The sequence below is a fragment of the Henriciella litoralis genome, from assembly GCF_002088935.1.
GTDB classification, from domain to species: domain Bacteria; phylum Pseudomonadota; class Alphaproteobacteria; order Caulobacterales; family Hyphomonadaceae; genus Henriciella; species Henriciella litoralis.
This window is the reverse complement of sequence record NZ_NCSS01000006.1, coordinates 2348308-2370220: the sequence shown is the minus strand read 5'-3', so window position 1 is coordinate 2370220 and position 21913 is coordinate 2348308. Positions and strand designations below refer to the sequence as shown.

At 60.2% G+C, this 21913-nt stretch carries 24 protein-coding genes and 1 tRNA gene; 17 read left to right on the top strand and 8 right to left on the bottom strand.

Annotated elements, in window-relative coordinates; genetic code table 11:
- Positions 1-53 precede the first annotated feature (53 nt).
- The gene (gene rimM / locus B8783_RS15160; protein ID WP_084420922.1) at positions 54-620 is read left to right on the top strand and encodes a ribosome maturation factor RimM; all 567 of its coding nucleotides are present in this window, start codon (positions 54-56) and stop codon (positions 618-620) included.
- Here the strand turns inward: rimM and B8783_RS15155 are convergent.
- A complete protein-coding gene (locus B8783_RS15155) occupies positions 617-1741 on the bottom strand; it encodes a glycosyltransferase (RefSeq protein WP_084420921.1) in 1125 nt (374 codons plus the stop codon). The two genes, rimM and B8783_RS15155, sit on opposite strands and share 4 nt — an antisense overlap.
- A gap of 143 nt (positions 1742-1884) precedes the next feature.
- On the opposite strand from B8783_RS15155, the gene B8783_RS15150 reads away from it, so the two are divergent.
- A complete protein-coding gene (locus B8783_RS15150; RefSeq protein ID WP_084420920.1) occupies positions 1885-2892 on the top strand; it encodes a glutathione S-transferase family protein in 1008 nt (335 codons plus the stop codon).
- 55 nt (positions 2893-2947) lie between these two features.
- Here the strand turns inward: B8783_RS15150 and B8783_RS15145 are convergent, their stop codons facing one another.
- On the bottom strand, positions 2948-3430 hold the full coding sequence (locus B8783_RS15145; RefSeq protein WP_084420919.1) for an Hsp20 family protein: 483 nt from the start codon (positions 3428-3430) through the stop codon (positions 2948-2950).
- Between the two features lie 183 nt (positions 3431-3613).
- On the opposite strand from B8783_RS15145, the gene B8783_RS15140 reads away from it, so the two are divergent.
- From B8783_RS15140 to B8783_RS15120, 5 genes are all read left to right on the top strand, one after another.
- Positions 3614-4531, top strand: coding sequence for a class I SAM-dependent methyltransferase (locus tag B8783_RS15140; RefSeq protein ID WP_084420918.1), 918 nt, complete (start codon positions 3614-3616; stop codon positions 4529-4531).
- Positions 4532-4603: 72 nt separating this feature from the next.
- Positions 4604-5245 (top strand): hypothetical protein, encoded by a 642-nt coding sequence (locus B8783_RS15135; protein WP_084420917.1) that lies wholly within the window; start codon positions 4604-4606, stop codon positions 5243-5245.
- 23 nt (positions 5246-5268) lie between these two features.
- The gene (locus B8783_RS15130; protein WP_084420916.1) at positions 5269-5883 is read left to right on the top strand and encodes a TIGR02466 family protein; all 615 of its coding nucleotides are present in this window, start codon (positions 5269-5271) and stop codon (positions 5881-5883) included.
- Between the two features lie 91 nt (positions 5884-5974).
- Positions 5975-6505 carry an inorganic diphosphatase gene (gene ppa, locus B8783_RS15125; RefSeq protein WP_084420915.1) on the top strand — a complete coding sequence of 177 codons (531 nt, stop codon included), beginning with the start codon at positions 5975-5977 and terminating at the stop codon, positions 6503-6505.
- Between the two features lie 34 nt (positions 6506-6539).
- Positions 6540-7163, top strand: coding sequence for a LysE family translocator (locus B8783_RS15120; protein WP_084420914.1), 624 nt, complete (start codon positions 6540-6542; stop codon positions 7161-7163).
- On the opposite strand, the gene B8783_RS15115 is transcribed toward B8783_RS15120, so the two are convergent.
- The gene (locus B8783_RS15115) at positions 7160-7783 is read right to left on the bottom strand and encodes a carbonic anhydrase (protein ID WP_084420913.1); all 624 of its coding nucleotides are present in this window, start codon (positions 7781-7783) and stop codon (positions 7160-7162) included. The two genes, B8783_RS15120 and B8783_RS15115, sit on opposite strands and share 4 nt — an antisense overlap.
- A 151-nt stretch (positions 7784-7934) precedes the next feature.
- On the opposite strand from B8783_RS15115, the gene B8783_RS15110 reads away from it, so the two are divergent.
- Entirely contained in the window at positions 7935-8549 is a 615-nt protein-coding gene (locus tag B8783_RS15110; protein WP_084420912.1) for a TetR/AcrR family transcriptional regulator, read from the top strand.
- Positions 8550-8553: 4 nt separating this feature from the next.
- Here B8783_RS15110 and tsaD read toward each other — a convergent pair whose 3' ends face one another.
- Together tsaD and B8783_RS15100 are read right to left on the bottom strand one after the other, a co-directional pair.
- Positions 8554-9633 carry a tRNA (adenosine(37)-N6)-threonylcarbamoyltransferase complex transferase subunit TsaD gene (gene tsaD, locus B8783_RS15105; RefSeq protein WP_084422134.1) on the bottom strand — a complete coding sequence of 360 codons (1080 nt, stop codon included), beginning with the start codon at positions 9631-9633 and terminating at the stop codon, positions 8554-8556.
- Positions 9634-9687: 54 nt separating this feature from the next.
- Positions 9688-10698 carry a glycoside hydrolase family 5 protein gene (locus B8783_RS15100; protein WP_169711814.1) on the bottom strand — a complete coding sequence of 337 codons (1011 nt, stop codon included), beginning with the start codon at positions 10696-10698 and terminating at the stop codon, positions 9688-9690.
- Between the two features lie 131 nt (positions 10699-10829).
- Between B8783_RS15100 and hemC the strand changes: the two genes are divergently transcribed.
- The 7 genes from hemC to B8783_RS15065 all read left to right on the top strand — a co-directional run bounded on the left by hemC (position 10830) and on the right by B8783_RS15065 (position 18187).
- Entirely contained in the window at positions 10830-11792 is a 963-nt protein-coding gene (hemC, locus tag B8783_RS15095) for a hydroxymethylbilane synthase (protein ID WP_084420910.1), read from the top strand.
- A complete protein-coding gene (locus tag B8783_RS15090) occupies positions 11779-12507 on the top strand; it encodes a uroporphyrinogen-III synthase (RefSeq protein WP_169711813.1) in 729 nt (242 codons plus the stop codon). The genes hemC and B8783_RS15090 overlap by 14 nt, the downstream gene beginning before the upstream one ends.
- Before the next feature lie 53 nt (positions 12508-12560).
- Positions 12561-13763 (top strand): hypothetical protein, encoded by a 1203-nt coding sequence (locus B8783_RS15085; protein WP_084420908.1) that lies wholly within the window; start codon positions 12561-12563, stop codon positions 13761-13763.
- Between the two features lie 12 nt (positions 13764-13775).
- Entirely contained in the window at positions 13776-15248 is a 1473-nt protein-coding gene (locus B8783_RS15080; RefSeq protein ID WP_084420907.1) for a heme biosynthesis protein HemY, read from the top strand.
- Between the two features lie 72 nt (positions 15249-15320).
- Positions 15321-15396, top strand: a tRNA-Thr gene (locus tag B8783_RS15075).
- 604 nt (positions 15397-16000) lie between these two features.
- Positions 16001-17155: a DUF4852 domain-containing protein gene (locus B8783_RS15070; RefSeq protein WP_169711812.1), complete on the top strand. Its 1155-nt coding sequence runs from the start codon at positions 16001-16003 to the stop codon at positions 17153-17155.
- Positions 17156-17176: 21 nt separating this feature from the next.
- Complete coding sequence (locus B8783_RS15065; RefSeq protein WP_084420905.1) at positions 17177-18187, top strand: hypothetical protein; 1011 nt, start codon at positions 17177-17179, stop codon at positions 18185-18187.
- Between the two features lie 76 nt (positions 18188-18263).
- On the opposite strand, the gene thpR is transcribed toward B8783_RS15065, so the two are convergent.
- The 3 genes from thpR to B8783_RS15050 all read right to left on the bottom strand — a co-directional run bounded on the left by thpR (position 18264) and on the right by B8783_RS15050 (position 20368).
- Complete coding sequence (gene thpR, locus B8783_RS15060) at positions 18264-18800, bottom strand: RNA 2',3'-cyclic phosphodiesterase (RefSeq protein ID WP_139792389.1); 537 nt, start codon at positions 18798-18800, stop codon at positions 18264-18266.
- 84 nt (positions 18801-18884) lie between these two features.
- On the bottom strand, positions 18885-19217 hold the full coding sequence (locus B8783_RS15055; RefSeq protein ID WP_084420903.1) for a DUF2853 family protein: 333 nt from the start codon (positions 19215-19217) through the stop codon (positions 18885-18887).
- A 98-nt stretch (positions 19218-19315) separates the two neighbouring features.
- Positions 19316-20368 carry an aldo/keto reductase gene (locus B8783_RS15050; protein ID WP_084420902.1) on the bottom strand — a complete coding sequence of 351 codons (1053 nt, stop codon included), beginning with the start codon at positions 20366-20368 and terminating at the stop codon, positions 19316-19318.
- 143 nt (positions 20369-20511) lie between these two features.
- Between B8783_RS15050 and B8783_RS15045 the strand changes: the two genes are divergently transcribed.
- Positions 20512-21294, top strand: coding sequence for a Bax inhibitor-1/YccA family protein (locus B8783_RS15045; protein ID WP_169711811.1), 783 nt, complete (start codon positions 20512-20514; stop codon positions 21292-21294).
- A gap of 116 nt (positions 21295-21410) precedes the next feature.
- Positions 21411-21881 (top strand): MmcB family DNA repair protein, encoded by a 471-nt coding sequence (locus tag B8783_RS15040; RefSeq protein WP_084420901.1) that lies wholly within the window; start codon positions 21411-21413, stop codon positions 21879-21881.
- Positions 21882-21913 lie beyond the last annotated feature (32 nt).

The following is a 21913-nucleotide window of genomic DNA, read 5'->3' as shown; positions in this document are numbered from 1 at the left end:
TGCCGCCATAGAGGGCTTCCCGCCGCCTGAATTGACGGCTAGGAAGCCCGCCAATGGCTAATACCAAACAACATGATCAGCGTCTTATCGTCGTGGGTGTCATTCTTGGCGCCCATGGCGTGCGTGGTGATGTGCGCGTAAAAAGCTTCACCGAAGACCCTGAAGCTCTATTCGAACTCGGGCCGCTTCTGTCCGACAAGTCCGCCGAGATCCTCGAGCCTCGCAAGGCGCGCCCCGGCAATGATCATTTCATCGTGACACCGTCGAAAACGCGCCAGAAAGAAGAGTGGGACAGCCTCAAGGGCACCTTGCTCCATGTGCCGCGAAACATGCTGCCGCCGCCGGACGATGATGAATTCTACGTCGAGGATCTGATTGGCCTGAACGCTATTGATGCCCAGGGCGCCAGGATTGGCGCGGTCAAAACGGTCATGAATTTTGGCGCAGGCGATCTGGTTGAGATCACCCCCGTGGACACGTCTGCAGCGTCCTACTTCGTGCCATTCACGCTGGCCGATGTGCCGGAAGTCGATTTTGAGGCCGGGACCGTCACTATCCTCGACCCCGAAGGCTGGGCCGATCAGTCCGATCCACGCAAGGGCGAGAGCGAAGACGCCTAGAGCGTGCGCGCCTGCCGGGCGAGATCGAGCAGATAGGATTCCAACTTCCGGCTCTGTTTCTGCAGATTAAAGTCGCTCAGCGCGAATTCACGCCCCGCCTCGCCCATTTCTGCTGTACGCTCACGATCGGTCAGCATCCGGGCCAGACGGTCAGCCAGTGCGGCTTCATCGCCCTCATCCACCAGAAAGCCGGTTTCGCCGTCTTTCACACATTCCGGAATGCCCGCATGCCGCGTTGCCGCCAGTGCGCAGCCCGACAGCATCGCCTCGATACAGACAAGCGGCAGCCCTTCGGCATCGCCTGACTTGGCGCGCTTGGACGGCACAGCCGCAATCCGCGCCTCGGCCCAGTGCTTTGGCATCTCATCAGCTGGCACCCAGCCGGGCAGCTCGGCTTCAACCCCGGCCGCTTTCAGCGTCTCGACCAGACCTTCCTTCAGCTCCCCATCGCCGATCAGGCGCACGGTCCAGCCCTGCAACTCCTCGCCGAGGCGCGCCAGCGCCGCGATCAGCGTGTCGATGCCCTTCTTTTCAGTCCAGCGTCCGGCAAAAACGAGCAGGTCTTTCTTCTCGCCGGGCTCAAACCGGTCAGGATCGGCTGTATTGTGATGGACCTTCATCTTGATCGTCGGCGCGCCATTGGCGGCCAGCTCATCATAGATAAATTGCGAGCAGGGCAGGATCAGTCGCGCCTCTCGCCATAGCTTCGCGCGCCGACGGTTATAGACGCGGATGAAGCTGTCCTTGGTGTTCGACGTCTTGGTCGCGTCGCCGCCATAATAGGTCACCGCTAGCGGCAGCTTCAGCTTCGACGCAATCGGAAGGGCATACGCCCCCGACTTGCCGAAACTAGCATGCACGGCCACCGGATTGACCTCTTTCAGCCGCGCTTCGAGCTGTGATGAAATTGTGCCCAGCTGCTTGAACGCCGCCTCACCGCCGCGCCCATGCAGCGGGCCAAGCTCGATCACTTCAGCGCCCTCAGGCACCTCGCCCCGCAGCTCATGGCCGATATAGACGGGCTTGAGCTCGCTGAAGGCGGAATAGCCGCGCGGGATAAAGCTTTCAGACGGCGTGAACAGCTTGTCGCAATACGCCAGAAACCGTTTTGGTTCACTCATGACAGGGTCTTGCTCACGCTTGAAACCTCGCTGTGGTTGGCCGCAACCTGAGTATTGCAGCCCTCCCTAACCGTCAAACACGTCTTGGCAGCAATAGCAGCATCGCCTAAGACCCGCCCTTAAGCTTCATTAAGGACACCGACATGCCAGAATACCGTCTGTTCGGCGCCGAAACCTCGCCTTACTCGATGAAAGTTCGCTCTTTCTTGAAATATAAGGGCGTGGACTTTGAGTGGATCGGCAAATCGTCGGCCACGGAGAAGGAATTCCAATCCTTCGCCAAAGTGCCGACCTTGCCACTTCTGGTGTCCCCGAACCGCTCGCCCAATCAGGATTCCACTGACATCCTGTCCTGCGTCGAGAACGACCATGCAGAGCCATCCTGCGTGCCGGACGATCCAGCCTGCGCCGTGCTCGCGCTGATCCTTGAGGATTATGGCGACGAGTGGCTGAACAAGGCGATGTTCCGCGAACGCTGGGGCCAGAAGCCTGACCGCGACGCGGCGGCCGATCGCACCATGGAACAACTCTTCAGCGGTGACCTGCCACGCGCCAAGAAAAAGACGCGCGACCAGATCATCAAGCGCATGCGTGACCGCCTCCCAATGATCGGGATCGAGCGCAAGACCGACAAGACGCTGAAAACCTCGTTCGAGCGGTTCGCAACCCTGCTGAACACGCACCTTGAGACGAACATGTTCCTCTTCGGTGGACGTCCATCGGTCGCCGATTTCGCGATCGCCGGTCAGCTCTCCCAGATGCTGCAGGACGAAACACCCGCGCAATTCCTGCGCGACAGCGCGCCCTTCGTCACTGCTTGGTGCGAATTCATGGACGCACCGAAAGCCGATGGGGACTTCAAACCCCTTGCCGAGCTTGAAGCCACACTCCTGCCGATCTTCCGCGATGAACTGGCTCAGACCTATCTGCCGTGGGCGCAGGCCAATCTTGAAGCCAACTACGCCAAGAATGACCGGATGAGCGTCAAGCTCGAGAAGAAAGAGTTTGAACAGGTCACCCAGCGCTATGCCGCGACCTCGTTCAAATCCGTCCAGAAAGCGGTCCGCCGCCTCAGCGACAATGAGGCCCTCGCCAAATTCCTCAGCGATGCTGGCGCCGCGACCTACTTCGAAAAAGGCAACGCCAACTAAGAAAAAACCCCGGACCATCGGCCCGGGGTTTCGTGTCTTTAGCTATCGTTCGCGCTTAGGCGGCGGACGCCTTGCTGCTGTCGATCAGCTTCGGCTTGGTCTTGCCTTTTGCCGTGGTGCCGATCTCGATCTTGCGGGGCTTTTTGGCTTCCGGCAGCTCACGCAGCAGGTCCACACGAAGCAGGCCATTTTGCAGGCTGGCGCCGGTCACGATCACATGATCGGCAAGCTGGAAGCGGCGCAGAAATCCACGCTCGGCAATGCCGCGATGCAGGAACTGGCGCGCTTCGCCATCCTCGCTCGCAGACTTCTTGCCAGCGACCGTGAGCAGGTTCTCATTGGTCTCGATCTCAAGATCGTCCTCGGAGAAACCGGCAACAGCGATCTCTATCGCAAAAGCGTCGTCAGCGACGCGTTCGATATTGTAGGGGGGATAGCCTTGCGCGCCATCAAGGCGGCTGGCTGAATCGATCAGGCTGGCCATACGGTCAAAGCCGACCATGGTGCGGTATAGGGGGGTCAAATCAATTGTGCTCATGACGAACAGTCCTCTTTAGCAACTGCGTCCGGCATCGCCGGACAATCATTTTGCGGCTCATCTGTCACTCCGGCCCGTTCATCGGCGCCGGCAGATTGCCGATCCCGGCCTGCTTTGCAGCGCCTGGACATGGTTTATTTGGGAAAGTTGAACTACCATTCAAGGACTCAATGGGAGAACACGATGAAACACATTCTTGGCGCTAGCGTACTGGCTTTACTTCTGGCCGCTTGTGGAAATGAGACGACGGTCGACGACACCCCGGCCGCACCGACACCTCCGGAAGTTGAAGCCGATGCAGGCGACACGGCCGCAGAGCCGACTGAAGTGGACGCGGCGTATACTGTTGAAACGGCCCTGGCAGGCGAATGGCGTACCGCTGAAGAGCGCGCGCGCGACCAATACCGTCACCCGGTTGAAACCCTCGAATTCTTTGGCATCGAAGGCGACGATACCGTCATCGAAGTCTGGCCCGGCGGCGGCTGGTACACAAATGTGATCGCCCCCTGGCTCAACGCAAATGGCGGACAGTTCATCGCAGCTGTCGTCACTCCAGAGCGTTCAGAACGCGCGGCTCAAGCCCTCGCGGCCTACCAGGCGAACTATGAAGCCTATCCCGACACATTCGGCGTCATCGAATACACCTATTACGACGCCAAATCCGGCCCGCTCGGCGCGCCTGACAGTGTCGATGCTGTTCTGACGTTCCGGAATCTCCACAACTGGATGAGCGGCGATCATGACGACAAGTTCTTTGCCGATGCCTATGCTGTGCTGAAGCCGGGCGGTGTGCTCGGCGTCGTGGAGCACCGTCTACCATCCGCGCGTGAGCAGGACCCATCAGCGCCAACGGGCTATGTGCACGAAGACTATGTGAAGACGCTGGCTGAAGATGCCGGTTTCGTGTTTGAAGGCTCAAGCGAGGTCAACGCCAACCCGGCCGACACCGCTGATCATCCTTTCGGCGTCTGGACCCTGCCACCTGTGTCAACCACCGCTGACGGCGACGGCAACACGCCCGAGGGCTTTGATGCTGCCAAGTATCAGGAGATTGGCGAGTCCGACCGCATGACGCTGAAATTTGTCAAACCTGCCGAATAGCACATCGACAGTCTTTAACGTTGAAACCCCTTTCAGCCGATGAAATACTTGGTCGGTCGGAAGGGGTTTTTTATGCGTATCTGGCTTGTGGTCCTTTGTATTCCGTTCATGCCATTCAGCGTGGCAGCGGCTGATGTGGGCAGACCCACCGTCCCGCTCACAAAAATGTTTCCGTTTCTGGAAGACTATCTGGCCATTGACCCTGCAAGCCGTTCGAATTTCGAACTGACTTACGAGGTGCAGTCAAAAGACGATGGTGCGTTTGAGCTCTGGATTGAGAGAGACGGCACCAGAGTAGATCTGCAAGGAAATGCCGACGACCATGTTGATCCAGATCGGCTGGCCGCCTTTATTGACGACGACCCCGTGGTTTACACCACCATTCCAAAGGGGCGTGGAAGCGTTTCCATGACATTGGCGCCCCGCCTTGATCTGTCGGCTGATGTGGCTGTCAGCGACGTTAAACTCGCCTTGTCGCAGGCCAACAAGACGATCAAGAAGAAAGCCGGTTTAATGGCATTCGCGGCGCCAAAAATGAAATCAGTCCAGTTCGACCTTGCCGAAAACACCACAGCGACTTTGGTGAGGCCTGACGGTCAACGTGAGATCCTTCCTGTCGCAAACGATACGCTGATCTTTACGCCAGGTCGAAAATCTGGCGATGACCGGATCGAATTCTCCATCCCGCCACTGAATGACCATTTCGTGGAATAGCTGGCGCGCCATATAAGTGCTGCATGACAACCCGCCTTCTTTTTCCGACACGCCTGTACGAAGCCCGCCTCGAAGACGAGGGTTTGCTCGACGGCCTTGAAGCCTCTTGCTGGATGCTCGAGGAAGGCGACGAAGCCGGTCATGCCTGGTGCGAAGAGAAAGGCTATCCCGGCTACACGTCTTACGCCTCGCTGGATGATCTGCCCTCGCGCACACCAGATTTCGCCGCCCTCGAAACCGTCCTGACAGATCATGCGCTGGCCTTCGCGCGCCAGCTTGGCTGGGACATTGAGCGCAAACAGCTCAGCCTCGATGCGCTCTGGGTGAACATTCTCGGCGAGGACGGCCACCACACCGGCCACATCCACCCCGGCAGCATTCTGTCGGGCACCGTTTACGTTGCCGTTCCCGAAGGCGCGGGCGACATCCGCTTTGAGGACCCGCGCCTCGCCATGATGATGGCCGCGCCACAGCTTCAGGATGACGTTGCAGAAGACGTCAGACGCTTCGTCTATGTCAGCCCGGCTGCGGGTGACATCCTGATGTGGGAAAGCTGGCTTCGTCATGAAGTTATGCCCAGCCGAACCGAAGACCCGCGCATCTCCGTCAGTTTCAATTTCGGGCACAAGCGCGATTAGATCACCTGCGCGCAATTGCGCCACTTGACGCCCGCGCCCTGCATGTGCAGTGCAGCAAGGCTTTTAAATCAAACCAGTGAGGAGTCCGGTCATGGATATCTCGAAAATCAAATCGGGCCAAAATCCGCCAGACGACATTAACGTACTGATCGAGGTCCCGCTTGGCGGCGAGCCGATCAAATATGAAATCGACAAGGCCTCCGGCGCGATGTTCGTAGACCGGTATCTCTACACGTCGATGCGCTATCCATGTAATTACGGCTTCGTGCCCCACACCCTCAGCCTCGACGGCGACCCGATCGACGTGATGGTTGTTGGCCAGCGCGCGCTGGTGCCCGGCGCCGTTGTCCGCGCCCGCCCGATCGGCGTGCTTCTGATGGAAGACGATGGCGGCGAAGACGAGAAAATTCTCGCTGTGCCGCACCCGAAGCTCACCCGCTATTACGAGAAGATCCACAGCTACACTGACGTTCCAGAAACGCTGTGTGACCGGATCACCCACTTCTTCGAGCACTATAAGGATCTCGAGCCCAATAAATGGGTCAAGGTCCGCGGCTGGGAAGATGTCGACAAAGCTCGCGAGCTGATTTCTGCATCCATTGAACGGGCGAAGAACAGCTAAGCCTGAGATGAACCCGGCCGGGAGGCCATTCTAGTTGGAACTCAGCGTCTGGCTCGCCCTGATTGGCCTGTTTCTGGCCGGCGGCCTGACGCCCGGTCCTGCCGTCATGCTGGTCGTGTCGTCGTCGCTTCGCTACGGCTTCCGGCCAGCCATGCTGCCCGCCATGGGCGTTTCGACAGCCAATCTGGTCTGGATCGGCCTCGCCGCCAGCGGCGCAGCTGCGCTCGCCAGCCAGTTTCCGCAATTCTTTCTGGTGCTGAAGCTCGCTGGCCTCGCCTTCATCATCTGGCTTGCCTTCGGCCTTGTCCGCGCCGCGCCGCGCGATCTGCGGATTTCAAAGGAAAAAGTGCCCAAACGGGCCGCCCTGTTCGGCAAAGGCGTTGGCCTTCAACTGGCCAATCCGAATGCGCTGGTCTTCTTCGGCGCGCTTTTGCCGGGCTATTTTGACCCGGGCCACCCTTTGCTGCCGCAAGTGCTGATCATGATCGCGACGATCACGTTCAGCGAGATGTTCGGCCTCGCCATCTATGCGGGCGCCGCTGACCGCATGGCGCGAAGCTTTGCCAACCCGTCATTTGCCCGCTGGTTCAATATCGGGGCGGCGACCCTGATGGTCGGGTCTGCCGCCTTCGCCGTCTGGGCGACCAGCCGCGGCTAGGGTTCGATCAGTTCGAACTCTCCAGTGTCGGCATCGCGCCAGTGCAACTGGCCAAGCGCGATGGCAAACCACGCCCCATGCAAGGTCAGATCGCCCCGCTCGACGCGTTCAGCGACAAACGGGAAGCTCATCAAATTCTTGAGGGACGTCGCGACGCCTTCAAATTCAAGCGAGGTCTGTGGATCATCCGGCTTGCCGGCAAGCACCCGGTCGCGCGCACTATCCAGCAGCTTGACCCATGGCGCGACGAACGTGCCGACCGGGCGGTTATCGGCTGCGGAAAGGGACGCTGATACGCCGCCGCACCCGCCATGCCCCATGACAACGATATGCTTCACTTCAAGCGCGGTCACCGCAAATTCCAGCGCTGCGCTGACACCGTGCAGGCCGCCGGAGTCATCATAAGGCGGCACCAGATTGGCGACATTGCGCACCACGAACAGCTGGCCCGGTGCGGCATTGAAAATATCGGAAGGGTCCGCACGGCTATCGGCGCAACCGATCACCATGATGTCCGGGTCCTGCCCCCCACCGAGCTTTTCATAGAGCTTTGCCTGATCGACATAAATGCCGCGGCGAAACGCCCTGTAACCCTCAAGCAATTCTTCAGGTGTACGCATGAAAGCTCCTTTGAGGCCTGATTTTGATCGAAATAGCGGCAGCTGCACCCCGCATCAATGTCTGGGCGAAGGATATGTCGTTTTATCGTCATTCTTTTTGCTAAGAACGCGATTGGGACATAAGCTAGGAAACTGGCGATGGAGGCCGCTTATGGCAGACGAAGCAACAAAGCCTGAGAAAAAACCGGCCCGTCGCCGCCAGGGGCCACGTCGCAGCGAATCCTCGCGCGCCGCCATACTCGAGGCCACGCGAGAAGAACTGGCCGCCGCCGGATGGCGCAAATTCAGTGTCGACAGTGTCGCGCGCCGCGCCCACGCGTCCAAACAGACCATCTATCGCTGGTGGCCCGCCACCGGGAATATGTGCATCGAAGCCGCGCTCGAACTTATTCAGCCCGTCACCGCTGGCACCAGCACAGACACAATCGACCGCCTGTCCGTCCTGCTTCAGCCGCTTGAAGCCTGCACCCGCATCGGCAGTGGTCACGCAATCCTGCGCGGAGCCCTTATGGCCGCCGCCGATGACAAGGATGCCGGGGAAAGCTGGCGCAACTGGATGCGCTCCAATATTCGCGCGCCGCTCCGGCTCATTCTGGCAGAGCTTGCCGCAAAACAGACCGTCCGCCGGGACTATGACATAGACGAGGCGGTCAATCTGCTGATCGCGCCAGCCTGGCACAACATGCTGATCATGCGCGCCCCATTGAAAGAAGGGTTTGCCCGTGAGCAGGCCAGCCGTCTTTTGAAGGTGTTGGCGCCAGCCTAAGGCTTCACGCTTTCGCGCCGCGTTTGCCGCCGCCATAGACCGGATTGCGCTCAGCGCTTTCCTCGTCCAGGGGCCAGCGCGGCCGCGCGGCAAAATTCATCGCATCATCGGCCACGCGCCCGGCCAGAAGCTGCTCGGCGCCGGCCAGCGCAATCATCGCCGCATTGTCGGTGCAGTGGCGCAGCGGCGGCGCAATCAGCACTGCATTATGCCGCCCGGCCACCGTCTCCAGCGCTGTGCGGATAGCCATGTTCGCCGCAACACCACCGGCCACAACCAACCGCTTGCCATCAGCGCCGCCCTCGAACCCGGCCAGCGCCCGGTCCGTGCGCGCCGACAGACAGTCCGCAATCGCCGCCTGATAGCTGGCGCAGAGATCGGCGACGTCCTGATCGCTGAGGTCGCCCTTCTCCACAATCCGCGCGGCGGCCGTCTTCAGCCCGGCAAAGCTCATATCGAGACCATCCCGGTCCAGCAGCGGCCGCGGCAGCTTGTAGCGCGCCGGATCACCCGTCTTCGCTGTCCGCTCGACCGCAGGCCCGCCTGGAAAGCCAAGCCCCAATAGTTTGGCCAGCTTGTCGAATGCTTCACCTGCCGCGTCATCAATCGTTGTGCCAAGCCGGCGATACTGGCCAAGGCCCTGAACTTCCAGAAACTGGCAATGCCCGCCAGAGACCAGCAGCAACAGGTACGGGAACGGACAATCGGCCCCGAGGCGCGGGGAAAGGGCATGCCCCTCCAGATGATTGACCGGAATGAACGGTTTACTCGTCGCCAGCGCAATCGCCTTGCCGGTCATCATGCCGACCATGACCCCGCCAATAAGGCCCGGCCCGGACGTTGCCGCCACACCATCAAGATCGCTATAGGAAAGCCCGGCATCTGCCATCGCCGAAGCGACCACACGGTCTGCAACATCGGCATGGGCGCGCGCGGCAATCTCAGGCACCACACCGCCATAGGGCGCATGCTCCTCAACCTGTGAGCGCACGACCTCCGACAGCACCGTCACCGTGCCGCCTTCATGGCGCAGCACAGCCGCCGCCGTCTCATCGCAGCTCGATTCAATTCCAAGGACAGTAATGGCGGTCATGTCGCCCACTTAATGGCATGGCCTGCAGGACGGAAGATCAAATGGTCAGTCTTCGATCAGCGCCGACAGCATGGAGTGGACCCATGTCTCACGATCAAGATTGTAGGCCTTGAAGGTCGTCGCATAATCCCAATAGCACCAGCCAAAGCCGCGCTCTTCGGCGATTTCCCGAATGGCCCGCGTCCACGACACTCGAAGCGCCAGAGGCACTTCTTCATAGACGCCGAACTCGCCGAGAAACATTGGATGGCCTTCGCGGCTCGCAAATTTCGCTGCCCTGGCGGCTGCATCCTCCATCACCGCATAATCATTTGGCGTGCCCCAACGCGTCCCAACCGGCGGCGGCGGGTCAGCAAAGAAAGCGCCCTGATGGGTAAAATCATAAGGCTCATAAGTGTGGAAGGTCAGAATGATCCGGTCATCTTCCGGCGGCTTGCTTTTCAACAGCGCGTCCAGTCCGCCCCAACCGGCGCTGCCGACAATCACCCAGCGGTCAGGATGGTGCTCGCGCACGATATCCAGCAATTCCTGATTGATGCGGTCGGTCCGCTTCACACTCATCTTGTCATTCGGCTCATTCAAAAGCTCAAGGATCAGATTGTCGGGTGCGCCCTCGAACGCCTCTGACAATTGCCGCCAGATCCCCCGCAAACGCGCTTCATGCGCGTCGGGAAACGCCATCAGCTCATTATAGTGATGGAGATCGACGATGATCTTCAGCCCCGCCGCATCGGCCTCTGCCACGATGTCTTTCACACGTGCGAGGAAGGCCGGGTCAATTTCATAGGGCGCGCTCTGGCCTGCATGCGCGCTCCATTTGACCGGCAGACGTACCGTGTCAAAGCCAGCCGCCTTGATGCGCTCAAGGTCCTCAACGCGGACCGTATAGCCCCAGTCGCCCTCATTCGGGGCTTCCAGCGCGCCGCCTAGATTTATGCAGCGATCAATCGGGGACGCCGGGACATCATAGACCATATCGGCCTGCGCCGACGCATCACCTTTCGAGCATGCCGCCAGCGCAAGCATCGCAATCGGAAACACAAGAAGACGTATCATGAGGTGACCTTGGCGCTGTTTCATTAAGAAACTGCGCGCACAGCGCGTGCCAGTTGCCGCAGGCGCCATCTCTTGCAGTGCAGTTGCGGACAGATTAGCAGGTCCACAGCCCGCAAACAGCAGGAGAGACCATGTCCGCGATCAAGGCGCCGCGCCTCACGCTCAAAATCGGAACACGCGGATCCCCGCTTGCACTGGCACAAGCCCGCCAGGTTGCCGCCGATATCGAGCAGCTGGCCAATGGCGAGGTCACCTGCGAGATCGTCACCTTCACGACAGGCGGCGACAAGCTCACCACAGAGCGCCTGATCAATGCTGGCGGCAAGGGCCTCTTCACCCGTGAGATTGACCGCGCCGTCGATGAAGGCCGCTGCCATCTCGCCGTCCACAGCTTGAAGGACGTGCCCGGCGCGATCCCGGAGGGCCAGTCCCTCATCGCCTTCCCGAAGCGTGAAGACCCGCGCGACGGCTTCATCACCAAAACCGGCCTCACCCACCCGAAGGACCTGCCATCCGGCGCGGTTGTCGGCACCGCCAGCCTTCGCCGCGAATCCCAGACCCTCGCCATGCGCCCGGACCTGCAGATCGTCACGTTTCGGGGCAATGTGCAGACCCGTCTCAAAAAGCTCGAGGATGGCCTCGCCGACGCGACCTACCTCGCCATGGCAGGGTTGGAACGTCTCGGCATGACCCATGTCGCGACACCTGTGCCGGTTTCAGACATGATCCCGGCTGCCGGTCAGGGCATCATTACGGTTGCTATCCGTCCAGATGACCTTGGCGACGAGCTTTCTACGCTGCTCGCCGGGCTGGACCACGCTGAGAGCCGCCTCGCCGCCAGCGCCGAGCGCGCCTTCCTCGTTGAGCTTGATGGCTCCTGTCGCACCGCCATGGGCGGCCATGCGCGCCTTGAAGACGGCCTCTGGAAGTTCGACGGCGAAGTGCTGAAGCCAGACGGCTCTGAGCGCTGGGCCGATAGCTGCACGACGAGCGGCGATGCGAGCGAAGCCGAACTGGCCGACCTCGGGCGCGCCGCAGGGCGCCGCATCCGGGACGCGGCAGGCGGAGACCTCCCCGCCTATGAAGATGTCTAGCAGCCCGCCCATTCTGGTCATCCGGGCGGAGCCGGGCGCCAGCGAAACAGCAGGCCGCCTCAACGAGTTGGGTCTCACCCCCATCGCCTCCCCCGCGCTTGGACTAAGCCGGACGGACGCGCCCGTGCCTGATCTCTCCGCCTTTGAAGGGCTGATTTTCACCAGCGCAAATGGTGTCCGCTTCCTCGTCGAAGCTTGCGGCCCGGTCTCCCTTCCGGCCTGGTGCGTCGGGCCTGCCACGGCGTCCGAAGCACTTCGCGAAGGCTTCAGCCCCGTCCATCAATCTTCCGGCGATGCGCATGATCTTGCCCATTATATCGCTCACCACTGGAGCGAGGGCCGGCCACGCAAACTGCTCCACGTCGCCAATTCTGCCGCCAAAGGCATCGTGAAGGAGGCGCTCGGGGCCGAAGGCTTCGAGGTGACCTTCGCCCCGCTCTATGAGGCGACCCATGCAGCCGCCCTGTCCGACCCGGCAAAAGCCGTCCTGGCATCCGGCGAACCGGTCATCTGCCTCATCCATTCTGCAAAAGGCGCCGAAGCTTTCAAAGCACTTGCAGACGGCATTGATCTTTCTTCTGTGACATTCGTTGCTATCTCAGAACAGGCCGCTCGTCCGGTCCGGTCCGTTTCAGGCGCAGCGATCTCCATCGCCAGCCATCCAGACGAACCGCACCTAATGGACGCGCTGCAAGGGGTACTCGCCGCAAGGTGATCGTGTCACAATCGAACCGGTGGTGATGAGCCCCATTTGAGGGACCAATACGAATGAGCGAAGACAACAAAGACACAGACGACGCGATCGACGCCGAGTTCGAGCCTGCCGACAGCCCGCAAGAGGCTGAAGACGCGCAGACGACCACCGCCACCGCCACGCCTGTCGAACCTGAGAAGAAGACGAAGACATCCGGCCCCGGCTGGCTCTCATTCGGCCTTGTCTCATTGATCGCGCTCGGCAGCCTCGGTCTCTCCGTCTGGTCCTCCGGGCTGTTTGAGACATCGAAGCTGCCATCCACCACCGACACGGAGCTTGCCGCACTCACCGACCGCGAGGCCGACCTTCGCAAGACCGTTGAAGGCCTCTCCACCGATATCGACAAGCTCGAAACGCGCCTGGGCAAGGAAATCGGCGATCTCGATGCCCGCATCGCCGACGCCAAACCCTCCACACAAACCGCCGCCCCGGACAATAGCGGTGACCTTGCCGCCCTCAAGCAGCGCCTTAGCCGTCTCGAAACCCGCCTGACCGCCATAAGTTCTGGCGAGACCAGTGCCGGCGTCGACCCTGACCGTGTGGCAGAGCTTGAAACCGCCATTCAGTCCGCCAGCGGCGCCTCAGCCCAGCAATTGGCGGCCCTGCAATCAGACATCCAGACGCTCCGCACAGAGCTCGACGCGGTCAAATCCGCCCAATCCAGCACGGGTAAGGCTCTCGCCCAGCTGAAGAAAAGCACGCAGCAAATCGGCGACAATACCGCCCGCACGGTGGGTGCCTCGATCCTGTTCACCTCCATCGAGACCGCCGCCGCCCGCGGTGAACCCTTCGCCGAGCCCTACCGCGAGCTGAGCCAGCTGATGCCCGATGACCCGGACGTAAAAGCCCTCGCTCAGCCTGCCAGCTCGCCCGTCCCCACGCGCGCAGAGCTGAAGCAATCCTTCGAAGACCTTGCCGAAGAGGCCCGCCACGCAGACCCGAGCGGCACCGCGCAACCTGGCTGGATCGACAATATCTTCGGCGGCACGGTGAGTGTCCGGCGCTCTTCAGCCGACAGCCCAACGGCAAAACAACTCGACACCGCCCGTCAGGCCCTCGCGCGCGGTGACCTGAAGGCTGCCACGTCGGCCCTCAATGATTTGCCCGCCGAGCCCCGCAATGTGCTGGCCCCATGGCTTGCCGATGCGCAGCGCCGTTTGCAGCTTGAACAAAGTCTTGATGCTTTGCGCCTTAAATTGATCACAGCCAGACAATAGATAAGACCCAACATGATCGTTCTTTTCCTCATCATCTGCCTGATTGTCATTGCCGGACTGGCCGTGCTCTGGGCCTCGCGCCTGCCCGGCAGCGTCATCATCTCGCTCGGGCCTGACAGCGCTGTCGAGCTGAAGCTGGTCGTCGCAATCCTTGCCGTCCTGCTGCTTGGCGCGGCGATGGCGGTGATCTGGGGCGCGCTCACCGGCCTCCTCAAAATGCCGAAACGCTTCTCACGGTCTCGCCAGGCATCGAAGACGCGCAACGCCAACAAGGCGCTGGCCGACGGCCTGCTCGCCGCCGAGGCTGGTGATGTCAGCACCGCCCGCAAATATGCGAGCCGCGCCGCCCAGCATGCTGAGGACGACCGGCTGAAACTGCTGCTTGAAGCGCGGACCGCCGAAATCTCCGATGACTGGTCAGGGGCCGAGCGCGCCTGGGGCCAGCTGGCCGCCCTGCCCGGTGGCAAACTCGCCGGCCTTCGCGGCGCAGCCACCGCCGCCTCAGAGCGCGGTGACATCATCTCCGCTGAAGCGCGCGCCCGTGAGGCCCTTGAGCTTCGTAGCGATACCGACTGGCCGTTCAATTCCCTGTTCGACAGCCAGATCGCCCGCGGCCACTGGCAGGATGCCCTCAACACGCTGGCCATCGGTGAGAAACGCGGCGCCATATCCGGCGATAGCCTCCGCCGCCGCCGCGCCGTGCTCTACACCGCACTCGCCTGCAATCTGCCAAATGCTGAGCGTCAGGACGCGCAGAAACTGCTCGCCGACGCCATCCGCGCCGCGCCGACCTTCCCGCCTGCCGCCTATCACGGCGCGCGCCAGCTGAAAGTCAGCAATAAGCTGAAAGCGGCCCAGGGCGTGCTGGAGCTTGGCTGGAAGGCCAATCCGCATCCGGCCCTCGCCCAGCTCTGCCGCCGACTTGACCCGGACGACACGCCAAAAAGCCAGATGGCCCGCCTCGAAGCCCTCGCCAATACCAATCCGGACGCCCGCGAAAGCCGCATCCTGAAAGCCGAAATCGCCATGGCGACCCGCGAATGGACGAGCGCCATCCGCGAACTTGCCATCCTCGTTGAAGAACGCCCGACCGCCCGGCTCTGCCTGCTGCTGGAACAGGCCCTTCGCGGCTATGGCGACACCGCTGAAGCCGACCGCTGGGGCCGCATGGCGATCACCGCCTCGCGTGAGGCTGAATGGTCCGACATTGATCCGAATGGCACTGCCTTTGACTATTCCCGCCGTGACTGGGCGCGCCTTGTCTACGCCTTTGGCGACGCGGGCAATCTCGTCCATCCGCGCTATGAAACCTATGGACGGGAGCTCGAGGCCGGTCGCCACATCGCGCTTCCCGCCCCGGTCGCCAGCAGCCAGCCGGCCGCCCGCCCGGGCGCGGCAGCCGCTTTGCCGCCGGTCGAAAAGCGCACCACGACAACCCTGACACAGCCGCCGCTCGATTATGTCTCTGACGATGACGACGCTTAACGCCCGCCGCATCTGAAAAGCAGGCTTGCGGGCGCGCCATCCAAACGGTATGGAGGCGCCTTCAATTGGTTCGCCGCTATAGCTCAGCTGGTAGAGCATCGCATTCGTAATGCGGGGGTCAGGTGTTCAAGTCACCTTAGCGGCACCATTCATTTCCCGGTTTGCTTCGCAAAATTTTTGGTCCAGTGGACCAAAAATAGGAAATGAGTGCGGCGGCAGCCGCCATTCCAAACAATCTGATTTTACGGAATGAATGCCCCGGCAGGGACCTCAGGTCTTGAGTCCGTATCGGCGCTGCATGCCTCATATAAATCGCGTTCAAGGCTGCTCCAGTTCGATCCGTGATGAAGTCCGCCCCGAGCTGATCTGGTCTCGCAGGACCAGACACCCCCCTAAAAAAAGCGCCTGCAGAGAGCTTGAATTCGGCGCGGTGTGGCAAAAGCCAAATCTCCGCCTCTGTTGATTTCATTACTGAACCGAGCATATATTGATCTCAATTGTTCGGCTTCGCAGCGTGTTCGTCTTGGATAAACACAGTGCGATCCGGATCGGGCGGCGACTGGGGCTATCTACATTGCGGGTAAATAAGTGGCAGGGGGTCGACCCTGACAGCAATCTGGATTTCTCTCCCGCGCAACACCGTCTTGCCCGGTCCCCATCTTCTGAATCTTTTTCCCTGATGCCAGCCTTTTACCGCCGCGAAGCGACCGGGCTGGCCTATCCAATCCATGCTGAAGAGGAGAGAGCTCAAAATGCTCGGTAACAAGAACACGTCCACAAAGTGGAAAAGCAAAGGATTGGGCGTCCTGGCGCTTGCGCTCGCGTCCACACTGGCCATTTCGCCGACCGCAAATGCCAAGGAGTTCACCTATGACAACCTGCTCTATGGCTGGATGAAGCTCGACAATTATTTCGACTATGACAGCAATGTCGACTGCTACATGCGCATGTACCGCTACGAAGTCTGGCAACGCTCCCGCGACGATGAATTCCTTCGCGACGACAAGCGTAATGAAACGATCGACATCATGAAGTCGCGCGTTGGTGAGGCGAACCTCGAAGATGTCTTCACGATCCGCACCAACAAGGATTTCGGCGACTATGATTTCGATACCAACAAGTTCGAATTTTCGCCCATTTCCAAGACGTCCTATTTTTATGAGCGCAAGAACAATACCTGCGGCCTGCCCTCGGAAATCCGCGTAAAGTTCGACAATTCGGACCTTATCGACGGCATCGCCATGTCAAAGGATGAGGCGCAGGAGTTCCTGACCTCCCGCAAGCGCAATGGGGATGTCGATCGCAGCGTCGCCCTGGAGATCGACTTCGTTCTGCAGGCGCGCGACGGAAAGATGCTGCAAGGCCATATCGTCGAAGCCCGCGTGCTGAATACTGCCCGCTACCGCGACCTCGATGGCCGCACGTTGGCCGAATATACCGGCTCGGCGCCTGCGGCGACTTCCTCGGTGGCGGCGTCACCCAAATCCCTCAGTCTTTTCGGCATAGTCCCCGGCGGATCGCTGCAATCGATCAAGGATGAGCTTCCGCGGGGTAGCGTGGTCTGCAATCCGGCAGGGGGCGAATGCGAAGTGCATCTCAAGACCGGCCAGAAGCTCGTCGCCAAACTCGACAGCAGCAACACCGTCACATCACTCGAACACCGCGTAAACGCTGGCAGCCAATCGATGAGCGATACTGTGGATGAGCTGAAGGCCGTTTACGGCCTGCCCAGCGGCGACACCAACCAGAAGCCGAAGGCGGGCGGGTTCAGCACATTCGGCAGCGTCCCCGCGAGCCAGGGACAGCGCAAGCTCACCTGGCGCTCGGATGATAACGAACTTCAATCCATCATCTTCTACGGCGCCGGCAAGCCGACCGAAGTCGTGACATCCATCCGGTCACGCTAGGGCACAAGGAGATCACACATCATGATGAAACCTATTTCAATCGCGCTCGCCGCTCTGGCAATTGTCGTCGTTCCGGCCTGCTCGGGTGGCGAAGGCGGCGGACCGGGCAAAACCGAGGCCAACAAGCTTGCGCAGCTCGACCCGCCAGAAGCCCGCAACCGGATCATGGAGAACGGGTATCAGCCAGACCAGCAAGGCTTTCGGGAGAGTGTGGATTATCTCGACGCAGATACCGCAGCGCTTTTCATCGCCGCTGGTTATGACGCCAATGCGATGGCTGATGCGCTCAGCTATCCGGCGAACCGTGCGGGGGCCTATGAAGAACCGAAACTTCCAGCAAACCTGAATGCAAACTTCGCTGACCCAGCCTATCGCTCGATCCTCGCAACCATGTTCGAGAACGGCTTTGCCCCCTCCGAACCGCTACAAGCCGGAACGACCACCAGTCTGACGGCAGAAGCCTTAAGGCTGAGCGATCAGGATTTTATAGATTTTCTTGACAAGCACGGCGCAGACTGGAACGCCAAGCCCGGCTGCTATCAGCACAATCCACGCTGCAAGAACCCCGGCACTATGGCCGGATGGCTGTTCTATGCCCCTACAGCAACAAAGGCATGGACGCTTGAAGACGCCCTTGCTGCCTATGGCCGCCTGCAAACGCTGACCAGCGACGATGCCGATACCAGCGACGAAACCTCAGCCGATCCCTATCTGATGGCGGCAATCGCCTATCACAAATTTCTGTGGTCAGCTGATAATGCCGAAGTGGACACCATCTGGCAGGCGGCCGGAAGCCCACGCGTTATCTTGCCCTACGGCAAGTCGGTCGAAAAAGAGGCCCAGAACAACACACCGCTTAAACCGACGGGCAATCCTGACTGGGACAAGAATGACAAAGCCCTTCGCGGTCTCAGCAATATGGGCAAGCAGAACCGCCAGCGCCGATATCTACTCGATCAAGTATTTGGGTGCATCGCTGACAATGGCGGCGACTATTATGCCTGTCTGGAAAATCCGCCCGCCGAAGACTGATTTTCAGCCAAATCTCAAAGCCCCGGCCAAAGCGGTCGGGGCTTTTTTCATGTCCGCCGCGCCGCATCGTGGACCCCTACCCCAACGGATAATCCGCCACCGCCTCATAGAGCGAGGTCTTGCCCGCGCGCGGCACGCTTTCGAACAGATGAAACCGGTCCGCCGTCCATGGGCCGGCCCGCAGCACCTGCCAGCGTTCAGACCAGGCCATGGCCGCCTCCAGTGGCGTGTCGCTGCAATAGGCCATCGTAATATGCGGCTTGAACGGCTTGTCGTCCAGGTCGAGCCCGAGCCGCGCCGAAATCTTCCGGCACCGGCGCGCCAGCTCATCAAGCTCAGCCGAGCGCTTCACCGTCGCGAAGACCGAATTGGGCTCCTTGCGCCCAAACCAGCCCGCGCCCTCAATCTCCAGATCAAATTGCGGCGCCTCGATATCTCCAAGTGCGGCATCCAGCTCCTCGGCGACAGGCTCGGTCATCTCGCCGAAATAGGCGAGCGTGATGTGAAAATGCATGCGCTCACGCCAGCGCCCGCCGGCAAGCCCCGTCTGCAATGGCAAAAGGCGCATCGCCACATCGTCGGGCACAGGCAAGGCAGCAAAAAGGGTCAGCATACCGCCACCAGACAAGCAAAAAGCCCGGCCATCAAGACCGGGCTTTCAAAAAACATTTCACGCAGAGCGTGAGCTGTTCGCCGACTAGCCAGCCAGCTCGTCCAGCTTGCCGAAGTGCTCGGCCAGAAGATAGTAAAACGTCACACGCGACTTGTGGCTGCCCTCAGGCTTCAGCGTTTCGCACACTTTGCCAATCGCCGCGTCGATTTCCGCATTGGTTTGCGACAGGCCAAGCTTGTTGCGACAGAACTTGTCGCGCACGCGCTGAAGTTCGGTCTCGTCCGAGCATGACACCAGCGATGAATCCCGGTTTCTCAGAGCAATGCCCAGATGGCCGACAATTTTTTCTGCCGCCTTCTGATTATATCCTTTTGCGTATTTCTTGACATTGTCCGCATACGCCGATGCATCTGCCATATATTGTTCCCCTCAAATTTCTTAAATCGTCCCACTGCCGCCACGACAGCGTTGGTATGCTGCCGTCGAGGAAAGGGAAAGTCAAACAATCCTTTGGCCTACGGACACGGTGAGGGCTGGCGCTGATGAAGGGCATTTACGTCGGCCTCCATCTCATCGGTCCAGTCAACGCTGAACGCATCGATACAGATTTTCAGCTGCTCCATCGTGGTCGCGCCGATAATCGTCGAGCCCATGAAGTGGCGCGTATCGCAGAACTTGATCGCAAAGGCGGACGGATCGACGCCATACTTGGCCGCGAGATCCACATAAGCGTTGATCGCCTCGTCCGCGCCCGGCTTCTCATACCTGCTGAGGCGGTCGAACAATTGCTTGCGGGAGCCTTCGGGCAGCGCGCCATCGCGATATTTCCCCGACAGATAGCCTTGCGCCAGCGGTGAATAGGCCAGCAGGCTGACCTTCTCGCGCACGCAGCATTCTTCAAGATCACCTTCAAACGTACGGTTGACGAGATTGTAGGCATTCTGGATCGACTGCATGCGCGGCAACCCGCCCTTGTCGCTCTCGGCAATGAACCGCATCACGCCATAGGCGTTCTCGTTGGAAAGCCCGAGATGGCGGATCCGGCCCGCCTTCACATGCGCCTCGAGGTGGGAGAGAATCTCCTCGAACGGCTCATAATCGACCGTGTATGTGCTCGCGTCAGCCTTGCTGCCGAACATCCCCACCGGCCGGTCGGGCCAGTGCAGCTGATAAAGGTCGATATAATCGGTCTGCAGACGTTTCAGGCTTTTCTCGACCGCCTCATCGATCTGCGCCTTGGTCTGGCGGGTCATCTGGACGTCGCCATCGCGCGTCCATGTCATTGGCGAGCGCCCGGAAATCTTCGAGGCGAGGATGATGTCCTTGCGTTTGCCGGTCTTCTTGAACCAGGTGCCGATGATCCGCTCGGTTGAGCCTTGCGTTTCCGGCTTGGGTGGGACCGCATACATTTCGGCGGTGTCGAAGAAATTTATGCCGCGCTCGACGGCATAGTCCATCTGCGCGTGGCCTTCTTCCTCGGTGTTCTGCTGCCCCCAGGTCATCGTACCGAGACAGCAGGCCGTGATATCGATATCGGTAGTGCCCAGTTTTCTCATTTTATCATGCATGCCGTCAGTCTCCCTTTTGTGCGCCGAACCTAGGGATCAGCGCTGCGTACTGGCAACCGGTTTTGCTTGAATTCAGCCTGCTTTTCCCACATATTATCGCTAATCGGCATGACGATCATGCCGGCCTTTCGAAAGAGGGATAAATGAACGACTTCAATCAATCTGTTGCCCGCGGCAGGACTTTGGACGCGAGCATCGATCAGGGGCTTCGCAGCTTCATGCTCGGCGTTTACACCAAGCTGACCTGGGGCATCCTGCTCGCTGGCGCGCTCGCATATGTTGCAGGCGCTGTTCCGGCAGTTCGCGACATCGTGCTCACCGCGCCGATCTATTACGTATTGGCATTTGCACCGGCTGCCCTGATCTTTGGCTCGATGTTCTTCATGAAGAACCCATCGCCAACCGGATCTGCCATACTCTACTGGGCGATTGTGTCGACGATCGGCCTCGGTATGGGCGTCTACGTTGCGATGGCCGAGATGGGCATTTCATCACAGACCGCTGGCGGTATTCAGCAAAACATCAACTACATGGTGATCGCGAAGGCGTTCTTCATTACGGCTTCAGCCTTTGGCGCGCTAACCCTTTGGGGCTACTCAACCAAGCGTGACCTGTCGGCCATTGGCAGCTTTGCCATCATGGCGATCTGGGCTCTGTTTGCCGTGTCTGTGGTCTACATGATCCTGCCAATGCTCGGCCTGATTGGGCCATCTTCCGGCATGGAATGGCTGATTTCCGGCGGTTTCGCCCTGATCTCGGCGGTTCTCGTCGCCTGGCAGACACAGGAACTGAAGGAAGGCTATTACCAGCTTGCTGGCGATCACCGCAGCATGGCAGTGATGACCAATTGGGGCGCGCTGAACTTCTTCATCATGTTCGTGAACATGTTCCGCTTTGTCTTGATGCTGCTCGCGTCTCGCGACTAAGCCATCGACCAGACCTAAAAACAGGAAAAGCCCCGGTGCAGACGCATCGGGGCTTTTTTCTTGACTCGCTGGCCTCTCTATAGAAAATCGAGAACAGATCAGGAACTCAAAATCCTCTGGAGCCGGTCATCACTGACGATCCCCTCAATCCCCAGGCCGCCCATATTTGCAGGGGCGTGTTACGCCTCTTCGCGGATATGAACCTTGCCGGGGTGACAGAGATGACGCTCGCCAATGGACGGCGCGCCGATATCGCGGCGATCGATGCGTCAGGGGAGATCACCATCGTCGAAGTCAAAAGCTCGGTGCCTGACTTTCGCGCCGATGCAAAATGGCCAGACTATCTGCCCTATTGTGACCGCTTCTATTTCGCCGTCGGCCATGGCTTTCCCAAAGACCTTATCCCCGAACATGTCGGCCTTATCGTCGCGGACGGGTTTGGCGGGGCGGTCCTGCGCGCCTCCGGCCGCACACCCCTCGCGCCTGCCCGTCGCAAGGCCGTGACGCTGCGCTTTGCCCGCCTTGCCGCCAATCGTCTGTCCTTTGGCGCAGAACCCATTGCCGGTGATTTATTGAAAGAGGCCTGATGCGTCCCACTGGACGCGGGAAGGCCTAACCC

Excerpts from the sequence above, each read along its gene's own strand:
- B8783_RS15100 (WP_169711814.1), bottom strand. The coding sequence starts at position 10,698 with ATGATACGTCTTCTTGTGTTTCCGATTGCGATGCTTGCGCTGGCGGCA.
- B8783_RS15085 (WP_084420908.1), top strand. The coding sequence starts at position 12,561 with ATGAGCGAAGACAACAAAGACACAGACGACGCGATCGACGCCGAGTTC.
- B8783_RS15070 (WP_169711812.1), top strand. The coding sequence starts at position 16,001 with ATGCTCGGTAACAAGAACACGTCCACAAAGTGGAAAAGCAAAGGATTG.
- B8783_RS15045 (WP_169711811.1), top strand. The coding sequence starts at position 20,512 with ATGAACGACTTCAATCAATCTGTTGCCCGCGGCAGGACTTTGGACGCG.
- rimM (WP_084420922.1), top strand. The coding sequence starts at position 54 with ATGGCTAATACCAAACAACATGATCAGCGTCTTATCGTCGTGGGTGTC.
- B8783_RS15050 (WP_084420902.1), bottom strand. The coding sequence starts at position 20,368 with ATGCATGATAAAATGAGAAAACTGGGCACTACCGATATCGATATCACG.
- B8783_RS15065 (WP_084420905.1), top strand. The coding sequence starts at position 17,177 with ATGATGAAACCTATTTCAATCGCGCTCGCCGCTCTGGCAATTGTCGTC.
- B8783_RS15090 (WP_169711813.1), top strand. The coding sequence starts at position 11,779 with ATGAAGATGTCTAGCAGCCCGCCCATTCTGGTCATCCGGGCGGAGCCG.
- B8783_RS15155 (WP_084420921.1), bottom strand. The coding sequence starts at position 1,741 with ATGAGTGAACCAAAACGGTTTCTGGCGTATTGCGACAAGCTGTTCACG.
- B8783_RS15145 (WP_084420919.1), bottom strand. The coding sequence starts at position 3,430 with ATGAGCACAATTGATTTGACCCCCCTATACCGCACCATGGTCGGCTTT.
- B8783_RS15110 (WP_084420912.1), top strand. The coding sequence starts at position 7,935 with ATGGCAGACGAAGCAACAAAGCCTGAGAAAAAACCGGCCCGTCGCCGC.
- B8783_RS15115 (WP_084420913.1), bottom strand. The coding sequence starts at position 7,783 with ATGCGTACACCTGAAGAATTGCTTGAGGGTTACAGGGCGTTTCGCCGC.
- thpR (WP_139792389.1), bottom strand. The coding sequence starts at position 18,800 with ATGCTGACCCTTTTTGCTGCCTTGCCTGTGCCCGACGATGTGGCGATG.
- B8783_RS15150 (WP_084420920.1), top strand. The coding sequence starts at position 1,885 with ATGCCAGAATACCGTCTGTTCGGCGCCGAAACCTCGCCTTACTCGATG.
- B8783_RS15080 (WP_084420907.1), top strand. The coding sequence starts at position 13,776 with ATGATCGTTCTTTTCCTCATCATCTGCCTGATTGTCATTGCCGGACTG.
- ppa (WP_084420915.1), top strand. The coding sequence starts at position 5,975 with ATGGATATCTCGAAAATCAAATCGGGCCAAAATCCGCCAGACGACATT.
- B8783_RS15130 (WP_084420916.1), top strand. The coding sequence starts at position 5,269 with ATGACAACCCGCCTTCTTTTTCCGACACGCCTGTACGAAGCCCGCCTC.
- B8783_RS15055 (WP_084420903.1), bottom strand. The coding sequence starts at position 19,217 with ATGGCAGATGCATCGGCGTATGCGGACAATGTCAAGAAATACGCAAAA.
- hemC (WP_084420910.1), top strand. The coding sequence starts at position 10,830 with ATGTCCGCGATCAAGGCGCCGCGCCTCACGCTCAAAATCGGAACACGC.
- B8783_RS15140 (WP_084420918.1), top strand. The coding sequence starts at position 3,614 with ATGAAACACATTCTTGGCGCTAGCGTACTGGCTTTACTTCTGGCCGCT.
- B8783_RS15135 (WP_084420917.1), top strand. The coding sequence starts at position 4,604 with ATGCGTATCTGGCTTGTGGTCCTTTGTATTCCGTTCATGCCATTCAGC.